Source organism: Streptomyces sp. NBC_00193 (assembly GCF_026342735.1).
Classification (GTDB): Bacteria; Actinomycetota; Actinomycetes; order Streptomycetales; family Streptomycetaceae; genus Streptomyces; species Streptomyces stoeckheimensis.
The window spans coordinates 4,773,970-4,798,742 of record NZ_JAPEMM010000001.1 but is presented as its reverse complement, the minus strand read 5'-3'; the positions used below and the strand labels follow the sequence as shown (position 1 = coordinate 4,798,742).

Here is a 24,773-nt window from a genome sequence, read left to right as displayed (position 1 = left end):
AACGTATCGCTATTCGCGAAAAGCAGCAAGGTTTGCGAGGCTGGGATAGCACAGAGGTGTCGCTTAACGTGGGGACCGGCAGAGCGACAGACACTCAGGAGGCAGCGTGAGCGGCAGCGGATGGACCAGCACGTCGATGCCGTACCTGACCCCTCGCGCCACCGGCAGCTCGGATGCCTGGACCGCCGAGGCCGAGGCCGCAGGTCGCCGCGGCGCGCAGCGCATCCTGCACGCCGGCGAGGTCGGCGCTCCGACCGAAGTCGCCGGGATGCTCGGCCTCCCGACCGGGGAGACCGTCGTCACCCGCCGCCGGATCATCGAACTCGACGGTGAGCCAACCGAATTGACCGACACCTACTACCCTGCCGACATCGCCGCGGGCACCCCTCTGGCCGGAACGGCGAAGATCCGAGGCGGCGCAGTGACCCTGCTGGCAACGCTCGGACACATCGGCGCACGAGCCGTCGAGAACGTGACGGCGCGGATGCCCGGCCCCGAGGAGCGGGAGCACCTGCGACTCGGGCCGGTCGAGCCGGTCCTCCAACTCGCCCGTACGACTTACGACTCGGCAGGCCGACCGATTCAGGCCGACGTGATGGTCATGCCTGCCGGGCGCCAGCAGTTGCGGTACGAGATCGACATCGAGGTCGCATGACCCTGTCCAGTTCCGAAACCGCGGGCTCCGACCCCCGTCCGCTCCACGCCCGCATCGCGGCCGACCTGCGGGACGAGATCATGAGCGGCAACCTCGCACCGGGATCGAAGCTGCCTTCGACCTCACGGCTGAAATCCCGGTTCGATGCTTCCAACGCAACGATCCAGAAGGCCGTCCAGCTCCTCAAGGACGAAGGCCTGGCCGTGGGCCGGGCCGGCGCGGCAGTGACCGTACGGGACACCCGGCAGCGGACCGTTCGCCCGGCAGGCTCCCTCGCACCGGCCGCGGACGGGGCGGCCTACCCGTGGCTCGCCGAAGCATCGGAACCGGCCCGCCCGGCGCACAGCACCCTGCTGGCGGTGGAGGAGGTGCCCCTCATCGGTGATGTCGCGGCCGCGCTCGGTCTCCCGGAGGGCAGCCCGGCCGTGTGCAGGCGCCAGCTGATCACCATCGAGGACGAACCCGCCGAGCTGGTGAGCTCGTACTACCCGCCGGAGCTCGCACGCGGCACGGCACTCGCGGAGCCCCGCCGGATCCGGGGCGGCACTCCGACCCTGCTGACGGAGCTCGGCTTCGCACCCCTCCGCAGCGTGGACCGGCTCTCCGCCCGGGTCGCGACGCAGGAGCAGTACACCGCCCTACGGCTGCCCGGCGACCTGCCCGTCCTGCGGACCCTCCGTACGGTGTACGGCGAGGACGGGCGACCGATCGAGGTCACCGTGATGGTGAAGGCGGGCCATCTGTACGAGCTCCAGTACGAGTTCACCCCCGAAGCCTGACCGCCCCGAAACGCCACAACGCCCGCCACCCCTGGTCGGGGACGTGGCGGGCGTTGTGTCGAGTGCCGTACTTCGTTGTACGGACCGTATGAGGGGTCCCGGCCGGGGCCGGGGGTACCGCAGAGATCTCAGCCGCCGCTCCGACGGCCGGAGGCCGGCGCAGCCGGGCGAAGCCCGGGAGGCCGCCTGCGGCCGAGCGGTGCGAGCACGGCGTGGAGAATCAGACGGTGATCGAGCGGTCCGTCGGCTTGACCGGGTACGGGAGGGCGCTGGTGCCGGTCAGGAAGCGGTCCACGCCGCGGGCGGCCGAGCGGCCCTCCGCGATGGCCCAGACGATCAGCGACTGGCCGCGGCCGGCGTCGCCGGCGACGAAGACGCCGTCGACGTTGGTCGCGTAGGAGGCGTCGCGCTCGATGTTGCCGCGGGCGTCCATCGCCAGGCCGAACTGGGCCGTGAGGCCGTTCTCCTGGTCGGTGCCGGTGAAGCCCATCGCCAGGGTGACCAGCTGCGCGGGGAGGACGCGCTCGGTGCCGGGCTTCTGGACGAGCTTGCCGTCCTCGAAGGCGACCTCGACCAGGTGGAGGGCCTGGACGTTGCCGTCCTCGTCGCCCTCGAAGTGGGTGGTGGAGACGGAGTAGATCCGCTCGCCGCCCTCCTCGTGAGCAGAGGTGACCTTGTACAGCATGGGGAACGTCGGCCAGGGCTGGCCCGCGGGCCGGTCCTCGGACGGACGCGGCATGATCTCCAGCTGCGTGACCGAGGCCGCGCCCTGGCGGTGGGCGGTGCCCACGCAGTCCGCGCCGGTGTCGCCGCCGCCGATGACGACCACGTGCTTGCCCTCGGCCGTGATGGGGGGCGCCATGAAGTCGCCCTCCTGGACCTTGTTCGCGAGGGGCAGGTACTCCATCGCGAAGTGGATGCCCTTGAGGTCGCGGCCCGGGACCGGCAGGTCGCGGGAGACGGTCGCGCCCGCCGCGATGACCACCGCGTCGAACCGCTTGCGCAGGTCGGTGGCGGTGATGTCGCGGCCGACCTCGACGCCGGTACGGAACTTGGTGCCCTCCGCGCGCATCTGCTCGATGCGGCGGTTGATGTGCACCTTCTCCATCTTGAACTCGGGGATGCCGTAGCGCAGCAGCCCGCCGATGCGGTCGGCGCGCTCGTACACCACCACGGTGTGGCCGGCCCGGGTCAGCTGCTGGGCCGCGGCGAGACCCGCCGGGCCGGAGCCGATGACCGCGGCCGTCTTGCCCGACAGGCGCTCGGGCGCCTGCGGGGTGACGTCGCCGTTGTCCCACGCCTTGTCGATGATCGAGACTTCGACGTTCTTGATGGTGACGGCCGGCTGGTTGATGCCGAGCACGCAGGCGGACTCACACGGCGCCGGGCACAGCCGCCCGGTGAACTCCGGGAAGTTGTTCGTGGCGTGCAGGCGCTCGGAGGCGGCGGTCCAGTCCTCGCGGTACGCGAAGTCGTTCCACTCGGGGATCAGGTTCCCGAGCGGGCAGCCGTTGTGGCAGAACGGGATGCCGCAGTCCATGCAGCGGCCGGCCTGCTTGCTGATGATCGGCAGCAGCGAGCCCGGAACGTAGACCTCGTTCCAGTCCTTGAGGCGCTCGGCCACAGGACGGGTGCAGGCGGTCTCGCGCGGGGTGGTGAGGAAGCCCTTCGGGTCAGCCATTGGTCGCCGCCTCCATCATCTTCTCCGTGGTCTCGGACTCGGAGAGTCCGGCGAGCTCAGCGGCGTCCTTGGCGGCGAGCACTGCCTTGTACGTGGTCGGGATGATCTTGCTGAAGCGGGCCGCCGAGGCGGTCCAGTCAGCCAGGAGCTTCGCGGCCACGGTCGAGCCGGTCTCCTCCTCGTGGCGGCGCACCACATCGTGCAGCCACTGCGCATCCGTGTCGGAGAGGGCCTCGACCGCGCCCGTGTTGCCGACGTTGACGTTGTTCGGGTCGAGGTCGATGACGTACGCGACGCCGCCCGACATGCCCGCCGCGAAGTTGCGGCCCGTCTCGCCGAGGACGACCGCCGTGCCGCCGGTCATGTACTCGCAGCCGTGGTCGCCCACGCCTTCCGAGACGACCAGGGCGCCGGAGTTGCGGACGCAGAAGCGCTCGCCGGTGCGGCCGCGCAGGAACAGCTCGCCGCCGGTGGCGCCGTAGCCGATCGTGTTGCCCGCGATGGTCGAGTACTCGGCCAGGTGGTCGGCGCCGCGGTCGGGACGGACCACGACGCGGCCGCCGGAGAGGCCCTTGCCGACGTAGTCGTTGGCGTCGCCCTCCAGGCGGAGGGTCACGCCCTTCGGCAGGAAGGCGCCGAAGGACTGGCCGGCGGAACCGGTGAAGGTCAGGTCGATGGTGTTGTCGGGCAGGCCCGCGCCACCGAACTTCTTCGTGACCTCGTGGCCGAGCATGGTGCCGACCGTGCGGTTGATGTTGCGGATCGCGACCTGGGCGCGGACCGGCTGTGCGGTCTCGGCCGAGTCGGCGTTCAGCGCGTCCGCGGCGAGGCGGATGAGCTCGTTGTCGAGCGCCTTCTCCAGACCGTGGTCCTGCTCGATCACGGCGTGGCGGACCGCGCCCTCGGGCAGCTCCGGCACGTAGAAGAGCGGCTCCAGGTCGAGACCCTGCGCCTTCCAGTGCGTGACGGCCTTGCTGGTGTCGAGGAGCTCGGCGTGGCCGACGGCCTCCTCGATCGTGCGGAAGCCCAGCTCGGCGAGGAGCTCGCGCACCTCCTCCGCGATGAACTCGAAGAAGTTGACGACGAACTCGGGCTTGCCGGAGAAGCGGTCGCGCAGGACCGGGTTCTGCGTGGCGATGCCGACCGGGCAGGTGTCCAGGTGGCAGACGCGCATCATGACGCAGCCGGAGACGACGAGCGGCGCGGTCGCGAAACCGAACTCCTCGGCGCCGAGCAGCGCGGCGATGATGACGTCGCGGCCCGTCTTGAGCTGGCCGTCCGTCTGGACCACGATGCGGTCGCGCAGCCCGTTGAGCAGCAGGGTCTGCTGGGTCTCGGCGAGGCCGAGCTCCCAGGGACCGCCCGCGTGCTTCAGCGAGGTGAGCGGGGAGGCACCCGTACCGCCGTCGTGGCCGGAGATGAGGACGACGTCCGCGTGGGCCTTGGAGACACCCGCGGCGACCGTACCCACGCCGACCTCGGAGACCAGCTTCACGTGGATGCGGGCGACCGGGTTGGCGTTCTTGAGGTCGTGGATCAGCTGAGCCAGGTCCTCGATGGAGTAGATGTCGTGGTGCGGCGGCGGGGAGATCAGGCCGACGCCCGGGGTGGAGTGCCGGGTCTTGGCGACCCACGGGTAGACCTTGTGGCCGGGCAGCTGGCCGCCCTCGCCGGGCTTGGCACCCTGCGCCATCTTGATCTGGATGTCGTCCGCGTTGACCAGGTACTCGCTCGTGACACCGAAGCGGCCGGAGGCGACCTGCTTGATGGAGGAGCGGCGCGCCGGGTCGTACAGGCGGTCCGGGTCCTCGCCGCCCTCACCGGTGTTGGACTTGGCGCCCAACTGGTTCATGGCGATGGCGAGGGTCTCGTGCGCCTCCTTGGAGATGGAGCCGTACGACATGGCGCCGGTGGAGAAGCGCTTGACGATGTCGGCGACCGACTCGACCTCGTCGATGGAGATCGACGGACGGTCCTCCGTCTTGAAGCCGAACAGGCCGCGGAGCGTCATGAGGCGCTCGGACTGCTCGTTCACCCGGTCCGTGTACTGCTTGAAGATGTCGTACCGGCGGTTGCGCGTGGCGTGCTGCAGGCGGAAGACCGTGTCCGGGTCGAACAGGTGCGGCTCGCCCTCGCGGCGCCACTGGTACTCGCCGCCGATCTCCAGCGCGCGGTGCGTGGCCGCGATGCCGGAGGCCGGGTACGCCTTGGTGTGGCGCGCGGCCACCTCCTTGGCGATGACGTCCAGGCCGGCGCCGCCGATCTTGGTGGCGGTGCCCGCGAAGTACGCGGCGACGAACTCCTCGTTCAGGCCGACGGCCTCGAAGACCTGCGCGCCGCGGTAGGAGGCGACGGTGGAGATGCCCATCTTGGACATGACCTTCAGGACGCCCTTGCCGAGCGCGTAGATCAGGTTCTTGATGGCCTGCTCCGGCTCCAGGCCGGACAGGAAGGTACCGGCGCGCAGGAGGTCCTCGACGGACTCCATGGCGAGGTACGGGTTGACGGCCGCGGCACCGTAGCCGATGAGCAGCGCGACGTGGTGGACCTCGCGGACGTCGCCGGCCTCGACCAGCAGACCCACCTGGGTGCGCTGCTTGGTGGCGATGAGGTGGTGGTGCACGGCGGAGGTGAGCAGCAGCGACGGGATCGGCGCGTGCTCGGCGTCGGAGTGACGGTCCGAGAGGACGATCAGGTGCGCGCCGTTCTCGATGGCCGCGTCGACCTCGCCGCGGATCTCCTCGAGGCGGGCGGCCAGGGCCGCGCCGCCGCCCGAGACCCGGTACAGGCCCGAGAGGGTGGCGGCCTTCATGCCCGGCATGTCGCCGTCGGCGTTGACGTGGATGAGCTTGGCCAGCTCGTCGTTGTCGATCACCGGGAACGGCAGCGTGACGCTGCGGCAGGACGCGGCGGTCGGCTCCAGCAGGTTGCCCTGCGGGCCGAGCGAGGACAGCAGCGAGGTGACGAGCTCCTCGCGGATGGCGTCCAGCGGCGGGTTGGTGACCTGCGCGAACAGCTGGGTGAAGTAGTCGAAGAGCAGCCGGGGGCGCTCGGACAGGGCCGCGATCGGGGAGTCCGTACCCATGGAGCCGAGCGGCTCGCCGGCGGTACGGGCCATCGGCGCGAGGATGACGCGGAGCTCTTCCTCGGTGTAGCCGAAGGTCTGCTGGCGGCGGGTGACCGAGGCGTGGGTGTGCACGATGTGCTCACGCTCGGGCAGGTCCGTCAGCTCGATCTCGCCCGTCTCCAGCCATTCGGCGTACGGGTGCTCGGTGGCCAGCGCGTCCTTGATCTCGTCGTCTTCGATGATCCGCTTCTGGGCGGTGTCGACGAGGAACATCTTGCCGGGCTGCAGGCGGCCCTTGCGGACGACCTTGGCCGGGTCGATGTCCAGGACGCCGACCTCGGAGGAGAGCACGACGAAGTCGTCGTCGGTGACCCAGTAGCGGCCGGGGCGCAGACCGTTGCGGTCGAGGACCGCGCCGACCTGGGTGCCGTCGGTGAAGGTGACGCAGGCGGGGCCGTCCCACGGCTCCATCTGCGTGGAGTGGTACTTGTAGAACGCGCGGCGGGCCGGCGACATGGAGGTGTGGTTCTCCCACGCCTCCGGGATCATCATCAGCACGCTGTGCGGGAGGGACCGGCCGCCGAGGTGGAGCAGCTCCAGGACCTCGTCGAAGGAGGCCGAGTCGGAGGCGTCCGGGGTGCAGATCGGGAAGATGCGCTCGAGGGCGCCCTCGCCGAAGAGGCCGGAGGCCAGCTGGGACTCGCGGGCCCGCATCCAGTTCCGGTTGCCCTTGACCGTGTTGATCTCGCCGTTGTGCGCGACGAAGCGGTACGGGTGGGCCAGCGGCCACGACGGGAAGGTGTTCGTCGAGAACCGGGAGTGGACCAGCGCGATCGCGGAGGCGAAGCGGCGGTCGGAGAGGTCCGGGAAGAAGGGCTCCAGCTGGCCGGTGGTCAGCATGCCCTTGTAGACGATCGTGCGGGCGGAGAGCGACGGGAAGTAGACCCCGGCCTCGCGCTCGGCGCGCTTGCGCAGCACGAAGGCCTTGCGGTCCAGCTCGATGCCCGTGGTCCCGTTGCTGACGAACAGCTGCGAGAAGGCCGGCATGGTGGCGCGGGCGCCGTTGCCGAGCAGGTCGGGGGTGACCGGGACCTCGCGCCAGCCGAGAACCGTCAGGTTCTCCTCGGCGGCGATGGCCTCGATCTGCTCCACGGCGACGGCCTGTGCGGTGCCGTCGGCGGGGAGGAAGGCGATGCCGACGGCGTACGCGCCGGCCTCGGGAAGGTCGAAACCGGCTGCCTCGCGCAGGAACGCGTCCGGGACCTGGGAGAGGATGCCGGCGCCGTCGCCCGAGTCGGGCTCGGATCCGGTGGCGCCTCGGTGCTCGAGGTTCCGCAATACGGTCAGCGCCTGCTCGACCAGCGTGTGGCTGGCCTCGCCGGTGAGGTTGGCCACAAAGCCGACGCCACAGGCGTCGTGCTCGTTGCGCGGGTCGTACATGCCCTGCTGGGCGGGGCGACCGTCCATGGGCGACCAGGCGGTGTTGCTGAGGCCGGTCGCGGAGTGCGTGGATGCGGAACGCATCGGCTCTCCCGTCGTCGTCGTGGCATATGTGCATAGCCGAGGGACGACGTTGGCCCTCTGCGAAATTTCGTGCAGATTACATGATGACGACAATCCCGCGAAGCGGATATGTCATTCCAGCATGCGGACACTGCACGGAGCAGACAAGAGGGGACTTTCGCAGGTGTCCTGCCATCGGGACACGGGACGAAGGTCCCGGTACGGGGCGGGCCTCATTGCCCGGCGCCCAGGGGGTCTGTGCCCGGCGGACACGGAATCGAAACCGCCGAGTAACCAACTACTTATGTTGCCTACTGCATAGTGTCTCACTCCCTGCGCGGTCAGCCTACGGCTCCGCCGATCCAGGTTCCCAGGATGTACGTCACACCCGCGGCCGCGCCACCCAGGACGAGCTGACGCAGTCCGCTGTACCACCAGGACCGGGCCGTGACCCGGGAAACCACCGCGCCGCAGGCGAAGAGACCCACCAGCGCCGCCAGCACCGCGGGCCACAGGAGCGTCGCACCGAGCAGGTAGGGCAGCAGCGGGATCACCGCGCCGAGCGCGAAGGACCCGAAGGAGGAGACGGCCGCCACCATCGGCGACGGCAGGTCGTCCGGGTCGATCCCGAGCTCCTCGCGGGCGTGGATCTCGAGCGCCTGCTCCGGGTCGCGGGACAGCTGCATGGCCACCTCGCGGGCCAGCGCCGGCTCGACGCCGCGCGAGACGTACAGCTCGGCCAGCTCTTCCATCTCGTCGATGGGGTGCTTGCGCAACTGCTGGCGCTCTATGTCCAGTTCGGCGAGCACGAGCTCGCGCTGCGAGGCGACCGAGGTGTACTCCCCCGCCGCCATGGAGAAGGCGCCGGCGGCGAGGCCGGCCAGGCCGGTGACCACGACGACGTGCGGGGCGACGGCGCCGCCGGCCACGCCGGTCATCAGGGCGAGGTTGGAGACGAGTCCGTCCATCGCGCCGAAGACCGCCGGGCGCAGCCATCCGCCGTTGACGTCACGGTGCGTGTGGTTGTCGCGGTGGGCGGTGTGGAGCGGCGCTTCGATATCAATGATGGACATGCCGACTATCTCCCCTTTTGTACGAGTAGGTGCACAGAGCTGTGCCATGGACGACGCGCGGACACCCACTCCCCCTGAACACCTCGAAACTACGCACGATTTTTGCCCTCCGCCAGCAAGGAAGGCCGTACTTACCTGGGGTTTTGGGGATCGGCGACCGGGTGACGGCTGCCCGCGGCGGGTGTTTCGCGACGAGCGACAAACCACATGCCATGGCACAAATCCCCCAAGGGCTCAATATGAGTCCCATCAAGTGGAGAGGCGCGCCATGGAGCTGATTGCATGCAATCCGCAGGTCCTCCTCGAACGGGCCCGGGGCGCTCTTCTCGGACTCGCGGTGGGTGACGCGCTGGGCGCCCCCGCGGAGAACATGAAGCCGTCGGAGATCCGGGCCAAGTGGGGCCGGATCGAGGGCTTCGTCTCGGACGACCCGGCGGGCACGGACGATACGGAGTACGCGATCTTCTCGGGCCTGCTGCTGGCCCGCCACGGATCGGCGCTGACGGTCGCCCACGTCGAACGGGCGTGGCACCACTGGATCGCGGACCTGGACGAAGGCCCGTTCCGCGGTGCGGGATTCTCGGAACGCGGCACCCTGGAGAACCTCCGCCGGGGCCTGGCGGCCCCCATCTCCGCCCAGCACCGGCACGCCTGGTCGGACGGTCTGGCCATGCGGGCGGCCCCCTTCGGGGTCTTCGCGGCGGGCCGGCCCGCCGAAGCCGCCCGGCTGGTCGCCATCGACGGCTGCGTCAGCCACGACGGCGAGGGCATCTACGGCGGCCAGGCCGTCGCCGCCGGGGTCGCTGCGGCGATGGCCGGGGGCTCGGCCGCCTCGGTGATCTCGGCGGCCCTCTCGGTCATCCCCTCGGACTCCTGGACGGCCCGCTCCCTGCGCCGGGCCGTGACGGCCGCCCCGCGCGGCGAGCGGGCGGTCCGCTCGGCGGTGGTCATCGGCGGCTACCCCTGGACGGACCTGGCCCCGGAAGCGGTCGGCCTGGCCTTCGGGGCGTTCGCCGCGTGCCGCGGCGACTTCCCCTCCTCCGTCCTCATGGCGGTCAACATGGGCCGCGACGCGGACACCACGGCGGCCGTGGCGGGCGCGCTCGCCGGGGCGCTGTCCGGCGCCCCCGCCATCCCGGCCGCCTGGTCCTCGGTGATCGGCCCGGTCCGCGGAAGCTGCCTCCCCTCGATGCGCGGCTACCACGTCCTGGACATCGCGGACCTCCTCACCCCGGAAACCGAGACCCCCCGATGACCCTGACCCCCACCACCCCCTCCCCGACGGACCTGCCCCCGAGGCCGGACACCCCGGAAGCCACCGACCCGACGGACCCGACCGGGACCGCCGGGCTGCCCCCACAGGACGACACTCCGGCCGGGCAGGACCCAGGGCACGACACCCGCACCGAGCCGACCCCGTACGCCGGGACGGAGTACGCCGCCGCACGCGGTACAGCCGCGCCGGGGCCGGCCGGACCGCCGGATCCGGCCGGCGGCCGGGAGACACCCGGGGAACCCGGGGAGCCCGGGGAGCCCGGCAGTCCCACCACCGCGGCCGGGCGGCCCCAGCCCGCATTCGGTGCCACCGGCACGCCGGTGCCCGAGTTCCTCCGCACCGCGACCGGGGTACGGGACCACGCCGCGCCAGGGCCGGCGGTACGGGACCACGCCGCGCCAGAGCCGGCGGTACGGGGCCACGCCGCCCCGGCGCCCGCAGAACGGCCCGACGCCGCATCCGCGCCCGCGGAGGCGCCGGCCCCGGCCGCGCCGCTCCGGGGGCCCGGGGGCCTGCCCCCGGTTCCGGGAAGGGGCGGGTACGGGGAGAGTCCCCCCACCCCGGAGCCGGCCCCCGCCGGGCACGAAGCCCCGCCGCGCACGCAGGCCCGTACCGCCGATGCCGTGGACGCACCCGGCTCCGGAACCCGGCACGGCACCCCGCCCCCGAACGGGAGCACCTTCAGCCGGGACACCCCGGCGGGCGGCACCGGGCAGTCCCGCACCACCCCGGCGGAAGCCGCGGCCGTCCCGCTGGCGACGGCCCCCGGGGCCGGTACCGCGGGCGGCCCGCAGGCCCGTACCGCCCCGGCGAAGGCCACGGCCGGGCCGCTCGCCGCCGCGCCGTGCCCGGCACCGGCGGAGGCAGAGGATGCGGCTGCGGCCGGCCCGCAGGATGCGCAGCCCCGTACGGGCACGGCACCGGGCTCCGTCACCCCGCGGGACGCCCGGCCCCGCACCACGACGGCGACGGCCATCGCCGAGCCCGAGCCCGAGCCCGAGCCCGCGCCCGCGCCCGCGCCCGGCAACGCCACCACCCCCGCCCAGCCCCCGGCAGGGCCCCGCCGGATCGAGGGGCTGCTGCTCGGGCTCGCCGCGGGCGACGCCGCCGGGTGGCCCGCGGCCCGCCACCGGGCCAGCCGCATGCCCGAGTGGACCCGCCGCCTCACCCGCGAGCTCGACACCTTCGCGGAGCAGAACGCCACCACCACCCTCCCCGTCCCCATCGCCCTCAACCAGCCCCCGGAGCCCCTGCGTCTGGGGCCGAGCGACGACGCCGAGTGGGCGGCCTTCGCCGCCGAGTCCGTGCTCACCGCCGCCGGCGTGCTGCTCAGCGACCTCTCCCGGTCCCGCCGCATGCGCGCCGCCATCGACCTCGCCTGGAACGCCCTGGCCAGCGAGGTCGCCGCGGCAGCGGAACGCGCGCCCGAGGTGGAGTCCGCCGTCCTCCCGCTCCGCGCCCGGATCTCCGTCCGGGCCGGCCTCGGCAACCTCGCCGCCGGCCTGCGTCCGCCCGCCACCGGCCACGACAACCCGCACTACTTTGACGACGCCGCCTGCATCCGGGCCTGCGTCCTCGCCGTCGTGCATCCCGGGGATCCCGACGCCGCCGCGGACCTCGCCGAGTTCGACGCCCGCTACACCCAGGACGGGGACGGGGTCCACGGCGCCCGCGCGATGGCCGCCGCCATCGCCACCGCCCTCGCGAGCACCGGCACCTGCACCGCCTCCGACACCGACGCCGCCGTCGACGCCGCCCTCGCACAGCTCCCGGAGTCCACCGAGATCGGCCGCAACGCCCGGCACGCGGTGAAACTCGCCCGCGCCGAGAGGACCGGCGGAGCCTTCGCCATCGTCCCGCTCCTGGAGCACCAGATCGTCGACCACGTCTACAGCTACGGGATCGCCGCCGCGGAAACCGTCCCCGTGGCCCTCGCCCTCGCCACCGCCGCCCGCGGCCGGGTCTGCGAGGCGGTCCCGGCCGCCGCCTGCCTGTCGCGCGTCGCGGACTCCGCCCCCGCCCTCGCCGGTGCGCTGACCGGCGCACTCGGCGGCGGCGACTCGCTCCCCGCCGCCTGGCGCGAAGCGTGCCGCACCCTCTCCGGCTGCGCCCTCCCCCGCCTGGCGGGCACCGACCTCGTCGAACTGGCCGCGCTGCTCACCCGTACGGAACTCACCTCCCCCAAGCCCCAAGGAAAGCCCCGGACATGACGACCATGACCCCCGTGGACCCCACCCCCGCCCCCACCCCCGATGACAACGCCCCCTCCCCCACCCTCGACGACCGGATCACCGGCGCCCTCGTCGGCGCGGCCGTAGGCGACGCGCTCGGCGGCCCGGTGGAGGGCTGGACCCCGGAACAGATCGTGGAGCGGCACGGCGGCCGGGTGCGCGGCATCGTCGGTCCGTGGCACGAGGACTGGCGTACGGCGCGTCCGATCGCCCCGTACCACAAGGGCGACGGCCACGTCACCGACGACACCCTGATGACGCACGCGCTGGTCCGGGTCTACGAGGCCGTACGGGACCACCTGGACGCGTACGCGATCGCCGAGCACCTGGTCCCGGACCTGATGACGATCCCCCGCTGGATCCCGGAACTGGAGGCGGACGCCCTCCCCCTCCAGCGGATCTTCCTGGCCGAGAAGTGGATCGTGACCCGGCTGCACTACGCGCACGCGGACCCGCGGGAGGCCGGCAACGGCAACATCGTCAACTGCGGCGCGGCGATGTACATGGCGCCGGTCGGCCTCGTCAACGCCGGCCATCCGGCCGGGGCGTACGCGGAGGCGCTGGACGTCACCGGCGCGCACCAGTCCTCGTACGGGCGGGAGGCGGCGGGCGTCTTCGCGGCGGCGGTGGCGGCGGCGTGCGTGCCGGGTGCGACGGCGGCCTCGGTCGTCGACACGGCCCTCTCGCTGGCCAAGGACGGCACCCGCGCGGCCATCGCGGCGGTCTGCGAAGTGGCCTCCCGCCACCGGGACTTCGAGTCGGCGCTGGCCCCCCTCCGGGCAGCGGTCGCCCCGTTCGACTCGGTCGGACCGGACTACCGCGCGCCCTCCCTCGGCGCACGGCGCCCCTCGCGCCTGCACTCCATCGAGGAACTCCCGGTGGCGCTGGGCATGTTGCTCGTCGCCGACGGCTGCTACGAGACCTCCGTGCTCGGCGCGGTCAACTACGGCCGCGACTGCGACTCCATCGCGACCATGGCCGGTGCGATCGCGGGCGCCCTGTCGGGCGGGGCGGCGGTCCCGTCCGCCTGGGCGGACCGGGTCGCGGAGGCCAGCCGCCTGGACCTGCACGCACCGGCGGCGGCCCTGGCCTCGGTCACCCGCGAGGTCTTCGCCCGCGACCGGGCCCGCCGCCACGCCCACGAAGCCGCCTTCGCCACCCTGACGGCCCCCCGATGACCCCGCCCCGGCCGGCACCCCCACCGGCGCCCCCGACCCGGACCGCGCGCCCGGCCCCGGACATCCCCGCCGTCCGGCTGACCTGGGTCCAGCCCGAGGATCTGGTCGGGCACGAGTTCCGGCAGGCCGCCGAGGACGGCCGCGGGGAGGCAGCGGAGCCCCTGCTGCGCGCCTGGCTCGCCGCGGGCGGCCACCTCGCCCCCGCCCGGGCGGGCGCCTCCCCCGCCCCGGCCGCGCCGGAGCTCCGCGCCCTGGCGGCCGATCTCCTGACGGCCCTGGCGGCCCTCCCGCACCCCACCCCCGACAGGGAACAGGCCCCCTGGGCCACCCCCGGCACGACCGGCTCCCCCACCGGAGCCGGAGCCGGAGGCGTCGGCGCCTCCGACCCCGCCCTGCGCCGCAGGCTGGAGGCCGCATGGCTCGGGCGTGCCGTGGGGTGCGTGCTCGGGAAGCCCGTGGAGAAGCTGCCGCTGCACGGGATCCGGGCCCTGGCCCGGGCCGCCGGGAACTGGCCCCTGGCCGACTGGTTCACCGAGCGCGGCGTACCACCGGAGGTGCTCGCCGCCCACCCCTGGAACCGCCGCTCCGCACCCACCTCCCTCGCCGAGAACATCGACGGCACCCCCGAGGACGACGACCTCAACTACCCCCTCCTCGGCCTGCTCCTCCTCCAGCGCCACGGCAAGGGCTTCACCACCGCCGACGTCGGCCGGCTCTGGCTCGACGAGCTCCCGGCCGGCCGTACGTTCACGGCCGAGCGCGTCGCGTACCGCAATCTGCTCCAGGGGCTGGAGCCCCCCGCCACCGCCACCCACCACAACCCCTTCCGCGAGTGGATCGGCGCCCTCATCCGCGCCGACGTCCACGGCTGGACCAACCCGGGCGACCCGGCCGCCGCCGCGGCCCAGGCGCACCGGGACGCCGCCCTCACCCACACCGGCAACGGCGCCCACGCCGCCGCGTTCGTGGCCGCCGCCACCGCCGCCGCGGCCACCGGCCGGGCCGACGTGCACACCGCGCTGCGGGCCGGGCTGGCCGTCGTACCGGCGCGTTCCCGCCTCGCCGAGGCCGTCCGCTTCGGCATCCGGACGGCCGTGGACGCCCGCGCCACCGGCACCGGCTTCGATACCGTCGTGGACCTGCTCCACGCCCGCTACGGCCACTACCACTGGGTCCACGCCGTGCCCAACACCGCCGTGATCGCCGCCGCCCTCACCCACGCCGACGGGGACTTCACCCACTCCGTCTGCCGCGCCGTGTCCGGCGGCTGGGACACCGACTCCAACGGCGCCACCGCCGGCGCCCTCGCCGGGCTGGTCGCCGGCTCCCCCGACGGGATCCCGGACCGCTGGACGGCCCCGCTGAAGAACCGCCTCGCCACCACCGTCCCCGGCTTCGACGGCATCGGCTTCGACACCCTCGCCCACCTCACCGCACAGGAGGCAGCACGCTCATGACGGCCATCGCCGTGCTCGGCAGTACCAACATGGACCTCGTCGCCTACGTCGCCAAGGCCCCCCGCCTCGGGGAGACCGTCACCGGCCGCGCCTTCCGCACCGTCCCCGGCGGAAAGGGCGCCAACCAGGCCGTCGCCGCAGCCCGTTCGGGCGGGGAGGTGGTGATGATCGGGGCGGTCGGGGCCGACGAGTTCGGCGTACGGCTGCGTTCCGCGCTCGCCGGTGCCGGGGTCGAGACCGCGGCCCTGCGCACCGTCGAGGGCGCCAGCGGCACCGCGCACATCACCGTGGACGACGAGGGGGGCAACAGCATCATCGTCATCCCCGGCGCCAACGCCCTCGTCACCTGCCTGGAACCGGGCGACGCGGCCCGCATCGGCGCCGCCGACTCCCTGCTCCTCCAGCTCGAACTGCCCCTGGAGGCCGTGCTCGCAGGCGCTCTGGCCGCCCGGGCCCAGGGCGTACGGACCATCCTCACCCCGGCCCCCGCCCAGCCGCTGCCGGCCGAACTCCTGGCCGCCACCGATCTGTTGGTGCCCAACGAGCACGAGGCCGCCGCGCTCACCGGGCTCACCGACGTCCACCTGGCCGCGGCGGCCCTGCTCCAGGACGTGCCGGAGGTGGTCGTCACCCTCGGCGCCGCCGGGGTCCTGTACGCCGCCCGCGGCCACGAGCCGCTGGCCGTGCCCGCGCCGCCGGTACGGGCCGTGGACACCACCGCCGCCGGGGACACCTTCGTCGGCGCGCTCGCCGTGGCCCTGGGCGAGGGCCGGCCGATGCCCGAGGCCCTGCGCTGGGCCTCGGCGGCCGCCGCCCTGTCCGTACAGCGCCCCGGCGCCCAGGACTCGATGCCGACCCGTGCCGAGGTCGTCGCGTTCGCGGCCGGACAGGGTGTCCGCTGATGACCGAGCCCCTCGCCGCACCCCGAACCGGCTCCGGATCCGGCGGCCGGGGCCGCGCATCCGTCTCCGGGCCGCACCCCTCTGCCGGAGCCGCTTCGTGACTGCCGACGCCCCGTCCGCCACCGCCCCGCCCCTGCGAGGACTCCGCGTCCTCGACCTCGCCACCCTCTTCGCCGGCCCCCTCGCCGCCACCCTCCTCGGCGACTTCGGCGCCGAGGTCGTCAAGGTCGAGCACCCGACCCGCCCCGACCCCTCCCGCGGCCACGGCCCCGCCAAGGACGGCATCGGCCTCTGGTGGAAGCTGCTCGGCCGCAACAAGCGGACGATGACCCTCGATCTGTCCGCTCCCGGCGGCCGGGACACCCTGCTGCGGCTGGTCGCCACCGCCGACGTGGTGATCGAGAACTTCCGCCCGGGAACCCTGGAGCGCTGGGGTCTGGGCTGGCCCGAGCTGTCCGCCGCGAACCCGCGGCTGATCCTGACCCGCGTGACGGCCTTCGGCCAGGAGGGCCCGTACGCCCACCGCCCCGGCTTCGGCACCCTCGCGGAGGCGATGAGCGGCTTCGCGGCGATCACCGGGGAGCCTGAGGGGCCGCCGACCCTGCCGCCCTTCGGGCTCGCGGACTCGATCGCCGCGCTGACCACCGCGTACGCCGTGATGGCGGCGCTCGCCGGACGCGACCGCACCGGGCACGGGCAGGTGGTGGACCTGGCGATCATCGAGCCGATCCTGACCGTCCTCGGGCCGCACCCGCTCTGGTACGACCAGCTCGGCTACGTCCAGCCGCGCACCGGCAACCGTTCCACCAACAACGCGCCCCGCAATACGTACCGCAGTCTGGACGGCCGCTGGCTGGCGGTCTCCACCTCCGCCCAGTCCATCGCCGAACGCGTGATGCGGCTCGTGGGCCGGCCGGAGCTGATCTCCGAGCCCTGGTTCGCCTCGGGTTCCGGCCGCGCCGGTCACGCGGACGTGCTCGACGAGGCGGTCGGCGGCTGGATCGCCCGCCACAAGGCGGACGAGGTGACGGCCGCCTTCGAGGAGGCCCAGGCCGCGGTCGCGCTGGTCTACGACGTACGGGACGTCATGGCCGATCCGCAGTACGCGGCCCTGGACACGATCACCGAGGTCGAGGACCCGGAGCTGGGCCCGATCCGCATGCAGAACGTCCTCTTCCGGCTCTCGGAGACCCCGGGCTCCATCCGCTGGGCGGGCCGCCCGCACGGCGCGGACACCGATGCCGTCCTCACCGAACTCGGCCTTTCCCCGGCCGAGATCACTGCTCTCCGCACGGAGGGGGCCCTGTGATCCTGACCTGGCTCTACGTACCCGGCGACCGCCCCGAGGTGGTGTTCAAGGCCCTGCACGCCGGGGCCGACGCCGTCATCGTGGACCTGGAGGACGCGGTGTCGGCCTCGCGCAAGGAGTACGCCCGCGGCGCCACCGCCGAGTTGCTCGGCGACCTGCACCCGGTGCCGGTCCACGTCCGCGTCAATGCCCTGGACTCCCCGTGGGGCGTCGCCGACCTCTGCGCCCTGGGCGGGCTCCACGGCCTCGCCGGGCTGCGCCTGCCCAAGATCTCCTCGCCGGAGCAGATCGTCTCCACCGCCGACCGCACCCCCGGGGTGGCCCTGTACGCCCTGCTGGAGTCGGCGATCGGCGTGGAACGGGCCTACGAGATCGCCCGCGCGCACCCCGCCCTGCGCGGCCTGTCCCTGGGCGAGGCCGACCTGCGGGCCGACCTGGGCGTCACCGCGGAGTCGGGCCTGGACTGGCCGCGCTCCCGGGTGGTGGTCGCGGCCCGCGCGGCCGGGCTCGCACCGCCGGCCCAGTCGGTGTTCCCCGACATCCGGAACCTGGAGGCACTGGCGGCCTCCTGCGCCCGGGGCCGCGCCCTCGGCTTCCTGGGCCGTGCGGCGATCCATCCGCGCCAGCTCCCGGTGATCGAGCGGGCCTACCTGCCCGGCCCGGCGGAGGTCAGCGCCGCCGAGGAGATCGTGGCCGCGGCCCGCCGCACCCCGGGCGCGGTGGCCCTGCCCGACGGCCGCTTCGTCGATCCGGCGATGCTGGCGGGCGCGGAGCGGATCGTGGCCCTGTCCCGCCGGGACGCGCCGGTACTCTCCTGATCAACGAAGCGCTGGCGCGCCGAGTCGGGGGTCTTGCGATGGCAGTACTGAACGTGCACGAGAGGGTCCTGCGGGCGGACGGGGAGCGGGTCGGCACACTGGTCGACTCGCTGGCCTCCGGGGCCGACGACCGGCTCTGGCCGCACGGGAGCTGGCCGGCGATGCGGCTCGACCCGTGTCTTGCGGTCGGGGCGAGGGGCGGACACGGGCCGATCCGGTACACCGTGTCGGCCTACGAACCGGGGGTGCGGGCCCGCTTCGAGTTCACCGGACCGCGCGGTTTCGTCGGGTACCACGAGTTCACCGTGCGGCCGCTGGAGGACGGGGAGCGCACGCTGCTGCGCCACACCCTCGCGATGACCACGCACGGTCCGGCGCGGGTCAGCTGGCCGCTGGTGTTCCGCTGGCTGCACGACGCGCTCGCCGAGGACGCCCTCGACCGGGCCGAGCTGGCCTGCTCCGGTACGGTCGCGCGGCCCGCGCGCTGGAGTCCGTACGTCCGTCTGCTGCGCGGGGTGATCACGCGGCTGCCGCGCCGGTGAACGGCAAACGGGAGGGGCGCCGCGCGGTGTGCGCGGCGCCCCTCCCGTATCGACCGGAACCCCGGTCAGAGCTTCTTGGCCCCGGGGGCCTCTGCCTTGTCCTCCGCCTTGCCTTCGGCCGCGGCCGCGGCCTCGGCTTCGCCGTCGGCCTCCGCCTCGGCGTCCTTCGGCTCGGCGTCGGCGTCGGCCGCAGCCCCTGCCTCGACAGCACCCTTGGCGTCGGCGTCCTTGGCCTTGCCGTCCGCGGCCGGGGTGTCCCCGTCCTTGGCGCCGGCCACGGCGACAGCCTCAGGTTCGACGACCTCCTCGCGGCCCGGCCGCAGCTTCGCCGAGAGCACCAGGTACACCACGGCGAGCACGAAGACGACGATCGAGGTCCAGACGTTGAGCCGCAGGCCGAGGATGTGGTGGGCCTCGTCGACCCGCATGTACTCGATCCAGCCGCGCCCCACGCAGTACGCGGCGACGTACAGCGCGAACGCCCGCCCGTGTCCGAGCGTGAAGCGGCGGTCGGCCCAGATCACCAGCAGGGCGACACCGATGCACCAGAGGGACTCGTAGAGGAAGGTCGGGTGGTAGGTCCCGGCGACCCGGTTCGGGCCGTCGGTGATCTCCACCGCCCACGGCAGATCGGTGGCGCGGCCGTACAGCTCCTGGTTGAACCAGTTGCCCCAGCGTCCGCAGGCCTGCGCCAGCGCGATGCCGGGGGCCAGGGCGTCGGCCCAGGCCGGCAGCGGGATGCCGCGCCGGCGACAGCCGATCCAGGCACCGACCGCGCCCAGCGCGATGGCGCCCCAGATGCCGAGGCCGCCCTCCCAGATCTTGAAGGCGTCGACCCAGTCGCGGCCCTCGCCGAAGTAGAGCTGGTAGTCGGTGATCACGTGGTAGAGGCGACCGCCGACCAGGCCGAACGGCACGGCCCACACAGCGATGTCCGCGACCGTGCCCGGCTTACCGCCGCGCGCGACCCAGCGCTTGTTGCCGAGCCAGACGGCGACGAAGACGCCGATGATGATGCAGAACGCGTAGCCGCGCAGCGGGATCGGCCCGAGATGGAGCACGCCCGTCGACGGACTGGGAATGAAGGCAAGGTTCATGGCAAGACCCGACGCTACCTTGCCGGACGGCGGTGACCGCAACCCGCCCGGCAAGCTGCTCCCGAATCGAGACGGCCCTCAGTGGTCCATGGGCATCCCGGCGTGCTCCGGGGAGGCGTCCGCGGAGCCCGAACCGCCCGTGGCCGAACGGCCCGCCGAGCGTGCCGACGGCGACGAGGAGGAGGCCGAGGGCGTGGCCGAGCGGCCGGAGGAGGCCTTCCCCGAGGCCGCGGCGGACGGCGACGCGGACTTGGCCGCGGACCCGGACGAGGCCGAAGCCGACGGGGAGGCCTTCGCGGCGCCGGGGCCGCCCTTGCCGGCCGCCTCCACCTTCTCCTTCAGCTTCTGCGGGGTCAGCGGGTTGGCCTGGTCCCCGAAGATGTCCTTGCCGTCGAGCAGCACGGTCGGGGTCCCGCGGAACTTGCCCGTACGGAAGGCGTCCTGCGACTTGTTCACCCAGGCGTCATGCGTACCGTCCTCGACGCAGGTGCGGAACGCGGGGGTGTCCAGGCCGTCGACCTTCCCGGCCAGCTCCAGCAGCTTGGCGTTCTTGCCGAAGGCGTCGTTGGTCTCCTCGGGCTGGTTGTCGAAGAGCACGTCGTGGTACGGGGCGAACTTCCCGGCGTCCTGGGCGCAGGCCGCGGCGTTGGCGCTCTTGAGCGAGCCGGTGCCGCCCATGTTCCCGTCGATGAGGGTGACGAGGTGGTACTCGACCTTGAGGAGGCCCTTGGCCTCCAGCTCGTGGACGGTCTCCCGGTAGTTGGTCTCGAAGGCCTTGCAGGCCGGGCAGCGGAAGTCCTCCCACACGGTCAGCGTGGAGGGGGCCCCGTCCTTGCCGGTCTGGATGGCAAGGGCGTCCTTGCCCGTGGCCCCGGACGGGGCGACCAGCGGGCCGCCCGTGGCGGAGGATCCGCCCTTGCCGGTGTTCGCCGCGATCAGGCCGACGACGGCCGCCAGCCCGAGGACGCCGACCACCGCCGCCGACACGACGAGGGTCCGCCGGCGCTTGTCCCTCGCCTTCTGCTTCTCGCGCTCCGCCTGGAGTCGCTCGCGGGCCGATCGTTTCGTCGCATCGCGGTTCGCACCGTCGTTCATGTCGCTCACGTTCGGCCAAACGAAGCAGGGAGGCACTCTCGTGCCTCCCTGCCCCTACTTCCACCCGATCGGGCTACAGAACCCGCTCAGGGGTCCGTCTGCGCGATCGAACGCGCCGCCCGTCGGCTCCGGCGCACGCCTCAGCCGCGGCGCACGCCTTCGGCGAGCTCGCCGGCGAGCGCCTGCACCGCGGCCAGCCCGGCGGGCAGGTCCGGTGCGTCCAGCAGCAGCTTCACGAAGGCGGAGCCGACGATCACACCGTCGGCGAAGCCCGCGACCTCCTTGGCCTGGGCGGCGTTGGAGACGCCCAGTCCCACGCAGACCGGCAGGTCGCTGGTGGCGCGGGTACGGCGGACCAGGTCGGCCGCCTGGTTGCCGACCGACTCGCGGGTGCCGGTGACGCCCATCAGCGAAGCGGCGTAGACGAAGCCGGAACCGGCCGCCGTGATGGTGGCGAGGCGCTCGTCCTTGCTGCTGGGAGCCACGACGAAGACGGTCGCCAGACCGTGCTTGGCCGCGTGCTCGCGCCACAGCGCGGACTCCTGGACCGGCAGGTCGGGCAGGATGCAGCCCGCGCCGCCCGCCTCGGCGAGCTCGGCGGTGAACCGCTCGACGCCGTAGCGGTCGATGGGGTTCCAGTACGTCATGACCAGGATCGGGGCGCCGGTCGCCTCGTACGCCTCGCGGACCGTCCGCAGCGTGTCGGCGATCTTGACTCCGCCGCGCAGGGCGATGTCGTCGGCGGTCTGGATGATGGCGCCGTCCAGGACCGGGTCGCTGTGCGGGAGGCCGATCTCGACCACGTCCGCGCCGCCGGCGATGACGGCCTTGACGGCCTCGATGGCGCCGTCCACGGTCGGGAAGCCGGCCGGGAGGTAGGCGACCAGGGCCGCGCGGTCCTCGGACTTCGCCTTCGCGAGGGTCGCCGACAGGAGTTCGATGGTGCCGCTCACTTGGTCTCCCCCTCGGTGCTGCCGGTGGTCTTGGCGTCGTACAGGTCGAAGTACCGGGCGGCGGTGTCCATGTCCTTGTCGCCGCGGCCGGACAGGTTGACGACGAGCAGGCCGTCCTTGCCGAGCTCCTTGCCGAGGTCCAGGGCGCCCGCGAGGGCGTGCGCGGACTCGATGGCAGGGATGATGCCCTCGGTGCGGGAGAGGAGGCGCAGGGCCTGCATCGCCTGGTCGTCGGTGACCGCGCGGTACTCGGCGCGGCCGGCGTCCTTGAGGTAGGAGTGCTCGGGGCCGATGCCCGGGTAGTCCAGACCGGCCGAGATGGAGTACGGCTCGGTGATCTGGCCCTCCTCGTCCTGCAGGACGTAGGAGCGCGATCCGTGCAGGATGCCCGGCTCGCCCGCGGTCAGGGTCGCCGCGTGCTCACCGGTTTCCACGCCGTGCCCGGCGGGCTCGAAGCCGACCAGGCGGACGTCGGCGTCCGGGATGAAGGCGTGGAACAGGCCGATGGCGTTCGAGCCGCCGCCGACGCACGCCGCGACGGCGTCGGGCAGGCGTCCGGCGCGCTCCAGGATCTGGCGGCGGGCCTCGACGCCGATGACCCGGTGGAAGTCGCGGACCATGGCGGGGAAGGGGTGCGGGCCGGCGACCGTGCCGAAGAGGTAGTGGGTGCGGTCCACGTTGGCGACCCAGTCGCGGAACGCCTCGTTGATGGCGTCCTTCAGGGTCCGGGAGCCGGACTTCACCGCGATGACCTCGGCGCCCAGGATCCGCATCCGGGCCACGTTCAGGGCCTGGCGCTGGGTGTCGATCTCGCCCATGTAGATCGTGCACTCGAGACCGAACAGGGCGCAGGCGGTGGCGGTGGCCACGCCGTGCTGACCGGCGCCGGTCTCGGCGATCACGCGGGTCTTGCCCATGCGCTTGGTGAGCAGCGCCTGGCCCAGCACGTTGTTGATCTTGTGCGAGCCGGTGTGGTTCAGGTCCTCGCGCTTGAGGAAGATCCGCGCCCCGCCCGCGTGCTCGGCGAACCGCGGCACCTCGGTCAGGGAGCTGGGACGGCCGGTGTAGTTGACCATCAGGTCGTTGAGCTCGGCCGCGAAGGCCGGGTCGCCCTTGGCCTTCTCGTACTCGACGGCGACCTCGTCCACGGCGGCGACGAGCGCCTCCGGGATGAACTTGCCGCCGAAGTCGCCGAAGTAGCCCTCGGCGTTCGGGATGTGACCCTCGGGGTCCGGGATGAAGAAACTGCTGGCGCTGGACATGCCCAGGTACTCCTACGGATGCGACGCGGATGCCTTCACCGTATTGCGCCGTCCGCCCGCGATGCGCACACCCCGCTGGGGCATGGGCGTACGAGGGTGCGGAGCGGCCCGCCCCGGAGCCGGCGGCTCGGGGGACGGACCGTGACGGGACGCCGACGGACGCGGGTGTACGACGTACACCGTCCGGCGGGTCTCGTTACGACGCGACTCCGGGTCGCCATCGCATGCCGTTGACCTGACCGGGCTCGGAGCCGATCACGTACCGGACCCGCCGCCCGCGCACGCGCCGGGCCGGGGCGCGGCAGCCGCGAGGGCGGCAGCCGCGCGCCAGGGGCGCGTGCGCCGTCGGCACGCCGGCCAGGCCGGAGCCCGGTCGGGTGCGGACGGAGGGGCGGTTTCGGGCCATGGGTGCGGGTCAGCTCCGCCCGTGGCGCAGGGCGGGGTGGGCGCCGGCGGCGACGAGGTCGGCCACGGCCGCCTTCGGGTCGCGGCCGGTCACCAGGGACTCCCCGACGAGGACGGCGTCCGCGCCCTCGTTCGCATAGGCGATCAGGTCGTGCGGCCCGCGGATGCCGGATTCGGCAACCTTGACGATGTGGGCCGGGATCTCTCCGACGATCCGCTCGAAGGTGGAGCGGTCGACCTTGAGGTCCTTCAGGTTGCGGGCGTTGACGCCGATGATCTTGGCGCCTGCCGCGACCGCACGCTCGATCTCCTCCTCGTCGTGGACCTCGACGAGCGGGGTGAGGCCGATGGACTCGGCCCGCTCGATGAGGGAGACGAGGGCCTCCTGCTCCAGGGCCGCGACGATCAGCAGCACGAGGTCGGCGCCGTAGGCGCGGGCCTCCCACAGCTGGTACGCCGTGACGATGAAGTCCTTGCGCAGGATCGGGATGTCCACGCGGGCGCGGACGGCCTCCAGGTCGGCCAGCGAGCCACCGAAACGACGCTGCTCGGTGAGGACGGAAATGACCGCCGCACCGCCCGCTTCGTAGTCGGCGGCGAGCCCGGCCGGATCGGCGATGGCGGCGAGCGCACCCTTGGAGGGGCTGGAACGCTTGACCTCGCAGATCACCTTGACGCTGTCGCCGCGCAGGGCAGCGACGCCGTCCTTGGCCTGGGGCGCCTTGGCGGCACGCTCCTTGAGCTCGTCGAGGCTGACGCGCGCCTGCCGTTCGGCAAGGTCTTCGCGGACCCCTTCGATGATCTCGTCGAGCACACTCACGCGAGCGGCCCCCTTCCGGGTCGATGACGGTCGGCCGCCTTGCAGACACATACAACTGCAAGGTCAGCAGTTCAAATGGTATCCGCAGGACGCCTTGCCCTCCGCACGCGGTTGACGGCGTCCCATTAAATGGACATCCGGAATATTTACTTCAGCTATACCTCAGGGCGCCAGGAAGGAGCCCATGGGCAGGTTCCGGACAACGGAGAAGATCAGGGCCACCGCACCGATCCCCCACCAGTACAACGGCCGAACGACGAGCCTCGGACCCGGCACCCCCCGATAGGCGCGAACCAGCCACAGGAGCATGACTCCGGCGAAGAAGAAGTAGCCGGTGACCGCCAGTGCATTTGCCCCGATTGCTGTCACGAGATCGCCATGGGCGAACGCGTGTGCGCTGCGCAGCCCGCCGCAGCCGGGGCACAGGACCCCGGTCAGCCGGAACAGCGGGCAGACCGGATAGTGGCCGGGCTCGTTCGGGTCCACGGTCCCCACGTACGCGAGGGCCGCGGCGGCCGCGGCCAGCGTGAGCGCCGGACGCGCCAGCCGGCCGGCCCGGGACACGGGCGCGGGAGGCGGCGCGAGGTCGGTCGTTCCAGAGGAGGCGTCCACCCGCTGATTCTCTCCGCTCATGACAAAAGGCGCAGCCCGACAGGGCCGCGCCTTTCGA

19 protein-coding genes and 1 pseudogene are annotated in these 24,773 nt (G+C 73.0%); 10 read left to right on the top strand and 10 right to left on the bottom strand.

Going from position 1 to position 24,773, the window contains the following annotated elements; all coding sequences use genetic code 11:
• The first annotated feature begins 106 nt into the window (after positions 1-106).
• Positions 107-655 (top strand): GntR family transcriptional regulator, encoded by a 549-nt coding sequence (locus OG898_RS21315; RefSeq protein WP_250744913.1) that lies wholly within the window; start codon positions 107-109, stop codon positions 653-655.
• Positions 652-1,434 (top strand): GntR family transcriptional regulator, encoded by a 783-nt coding sequence (locus OG898_RS21310; RefSeq protein WP_250744912.1) that lies wholly within the window; start codon positions 652-654, stop codon positions 1,432-1,434. The genes OG898_RS21315 and OG898_RS21310 overlap by 4 nt, the downstream gene beginning before the upstream one ends.
• Positions 1,435-1,654: 220 nt before the next feature.
• Here the strand turns inward: OG898_RS21310 and OG898_RS21305 are convergent, their stop codons facing one another.
• The 3 genes from OG898_RS21305 to OG898_RS21295 form a co-directional block, all read right to left on the bottom strand.
• Complete coding sequence (locus tag OG898_RS21305) at positions 1,655-3,115, bottom strand: glutamate synthase subunit beta (protein ID WP_250744911.1); 1,461 nt, start codon at positions 3,113-3,115, stop codon at positions 1,655-1,657.
• Positions 3,108-7,649 carry a glutamate synthase large subunit gene (gene gltB, locus OG898_RS21300; RefSeq protein ID WP_266960362.1) on the bottom strand — a complete coding sequence of 1,514 codons (4,542 nt, stop codon included), beginning with the start codon at positions 7,647-7,649 and terminating at the stop codon, positions 3,108-3,110. Before gltB ends, OG898_RS21305 begins: the two co-directional genes overlap by 8 nt.
• 377 nt (positions 7,650-8,026) lie before the next feature.
• On the bottom strand, positions 8,027-8,758 hold the full coding sequence (locus OG898_RS21295) for a VIT1/CCC1 transporter family protein (RefSeq protein ID WP_250743816.1): 732 nt from the start codon (positions 8,756-8,758) through the stop codon (positions 8,027-8,029).
• Positions 8,759-9,026: 268 nt separating this feature from the next.
• Here OG898_RS21295 and OG898_RS21290 point away from each other — a divergent pair, with 268 nt between their 5' ends.
• The 8 genes from OG898_RS21290 (at position 9,027) to OG898_RS21255 (ending at position 18,471) form a co-directional block, all read left to right on the top strand.
• On the top strand, positions 9,027-10,013 hold the full coding sequence (locus OG898_RS21290) for an ADP-ribosylglycohydrolase family protein (protein WP_250743815.1): 987 nt from the start codon (positions 9,027-9,029) through the stop codon (positions 10,011-10,013).
• Between the two features lie 773 nt (positions 10,014-10,786).
• Positions 10,787-12,244 carry an ADP-ribosylglycohydrolase family protein gene (locus OG898_RS21285; protein WP_266960360.1) on the top strand — a complete coding sequence of 486 codons (1,458 nt, stop codon included), beginning with the start codon at positions 10,787-10,789 and terminating at the stop codon, positions 12,242-12,244.
• Between the two features lie 5 nt (positions 12,245-12,249).
• A complete protein-coding gene (locus OG898_RS21280) occupies positions 12,250-13,443 on the top strand; it encodes an ADP-ribosylglycohydrolase family protein (protein ID WP_250743835.1) in 1,194 nt (397 codons plus the stop codon).
• Entirely contained in the window at positions 13,440-14,900 is a 1,461-nt protein-coding gene (locus OG898_RS21275) for an ADP-ribosylglycohydrolase family protein (RefSeq protein ID WP_266958652.1), read from the top strand. Before OG898_RS21280 ends, OG898_RS21275 begins: the two co-directional genes overlap by 4 nt.
• Positions 14,897-15,802 carry a ribokinase gene (rbsK, locus tag OG898_RS21270; RefSeq protein ID WP_266958650.1) on the top strand — a complete coding sequence of 302 codons (906 nt, stop codon included), beginning with the start codon at positions 14,897-14,899 and terminating at the stop codon, positions 15,800-15,802. The genes OG898_RS21275 and rbsK overlap by 4 nt, the downstream gene beginning before the upstream one ends.
• A 97-nt stretch (positions 15,803-15,899) precedes the next feature.
• Positions 15,900-17,111 carry a CaiB/BaiF CoA-transferase family protein gene (locus OG898_RS21265; RefSeq protein WP_266958648.1) on the top strand — a complete coding sequence of 404 codons (1,212 nt, stop codon included), beginning with the start codon at positions 15,900-15,902 and terminating at the stop codon, positions 17,109-17,111.
• Positions 17,108-17,929 (top strand): CoA ester lyase, encoded by an 822-nt coding sequence (locus OG898_RS21260; RefSeq protein ID WP_250743810.1) that lies wholly within the window; start codon positions 17,108-17,110, stop codon positions 17,927-17,929. Before OG898_RS21265 ends, OG898_RS21260 begins: the two co-directional genes overlap by 4 nt.
• Before the next feature lie 38 nt (positions 17,930-17,967).
• A complete protein-coding gene (locus OG898_RS21255; RefSeq protein ID WP_250743808.1) occupies positions 17,968-18,471 on the top strand; it encodes an SRPBCC family protein in 504 nt (167 codons plus the stop codon).
• A gap of 65 nt (positions 18,472-18,536) precedes the next feature.
• On the opposite strand, the gene lgt is transcribed toward OG898_RS21255, so the two are convergent.
• From lgt to OG898_RS21220, 7 genes and pseudogenes are all read right to left on the bottom strand, one after another.
• Positions 18,537-19,568, bottom strand: a complete 1,032-nt coding sequence (lgt, locus tag OG898_RS21250) for a prolipoprotein diacylglyceryl transferase (protein WP_250743806.1) — start codon at positions 19,566-19,568, stop codon at positions 18,537-18,539.
• A gap of 309 nt (positions 19,569-19,877) precedes the next feature.
• Positions 19,878-20,663, bottom strand: a pseudogene (locus tag OG898_RS21245) (thioredoxin domain-containing protein); the annotation flags it as partial.
• A 140-nt stretch (positions 20,664-20,803) separates the two neighbouring features.
• Positions 20,804-21,616: a tryptophan synthase subunit alpha gene (gene trpA, locus OG898_RS21240; RefSeq protein ID WP_250743804.1), complete on the bottom strand. Its 813-nt coding sequence runs from the start codon at positions 21,614-21,616 to the stop codon at positions 20,804-20,806.
• On the bottom strand, positions 21,613-22,878 hold the full coding sequence (trpB, locus tag OG898_RS21235; RefSeq protein WP_250743803.1) for a tryptophan synthase subunit beta: 1,266 nt from the start codon (positions 22,876-22,878) through the stop codon (positions 21,613-21,615). The genes trpA and trpB overlap by 4 nt, the downstream gene beginning before the upstream one ends.
• Positions 22,879-23,074: 196 nt before the next feature.
• Entirely contained in the window at positions 23,075-23,284 is a 210-nt protein-coding gene (gene trpM, locus OG898_RS21230) for a tryptophan biosynthesis modulator TrpM (protein WP_250743802.1), read from the bottom strand.
• 9 nt (positions 23,285-23,293) lie between these two features.
• A complete protein-coding gene (trpC, locus tag OG898_RS21225; RefSeq protein WP_250743801.1) occupies positions 23,294-24,103 on the bottom strand; it encodes an indole-3-glycerol phosphate synthase TrpC in 810 nt (269 codons plus the stop codon).
• A gap of 162 nt (positions 24,104-24,265) precedes the next feature.
• Entirely contained in the window at positions 24,266-24,736 is a 471-nt protein-coding gene (locus tag OG898_RS21220; RefSeq protein ID WP_266958645.1) for a DUF2752 domain-containing protein, read from the bottom strand.
• Between the last annotated feature and the right edge of the window lie 37 nt (positions 24,737-24,773).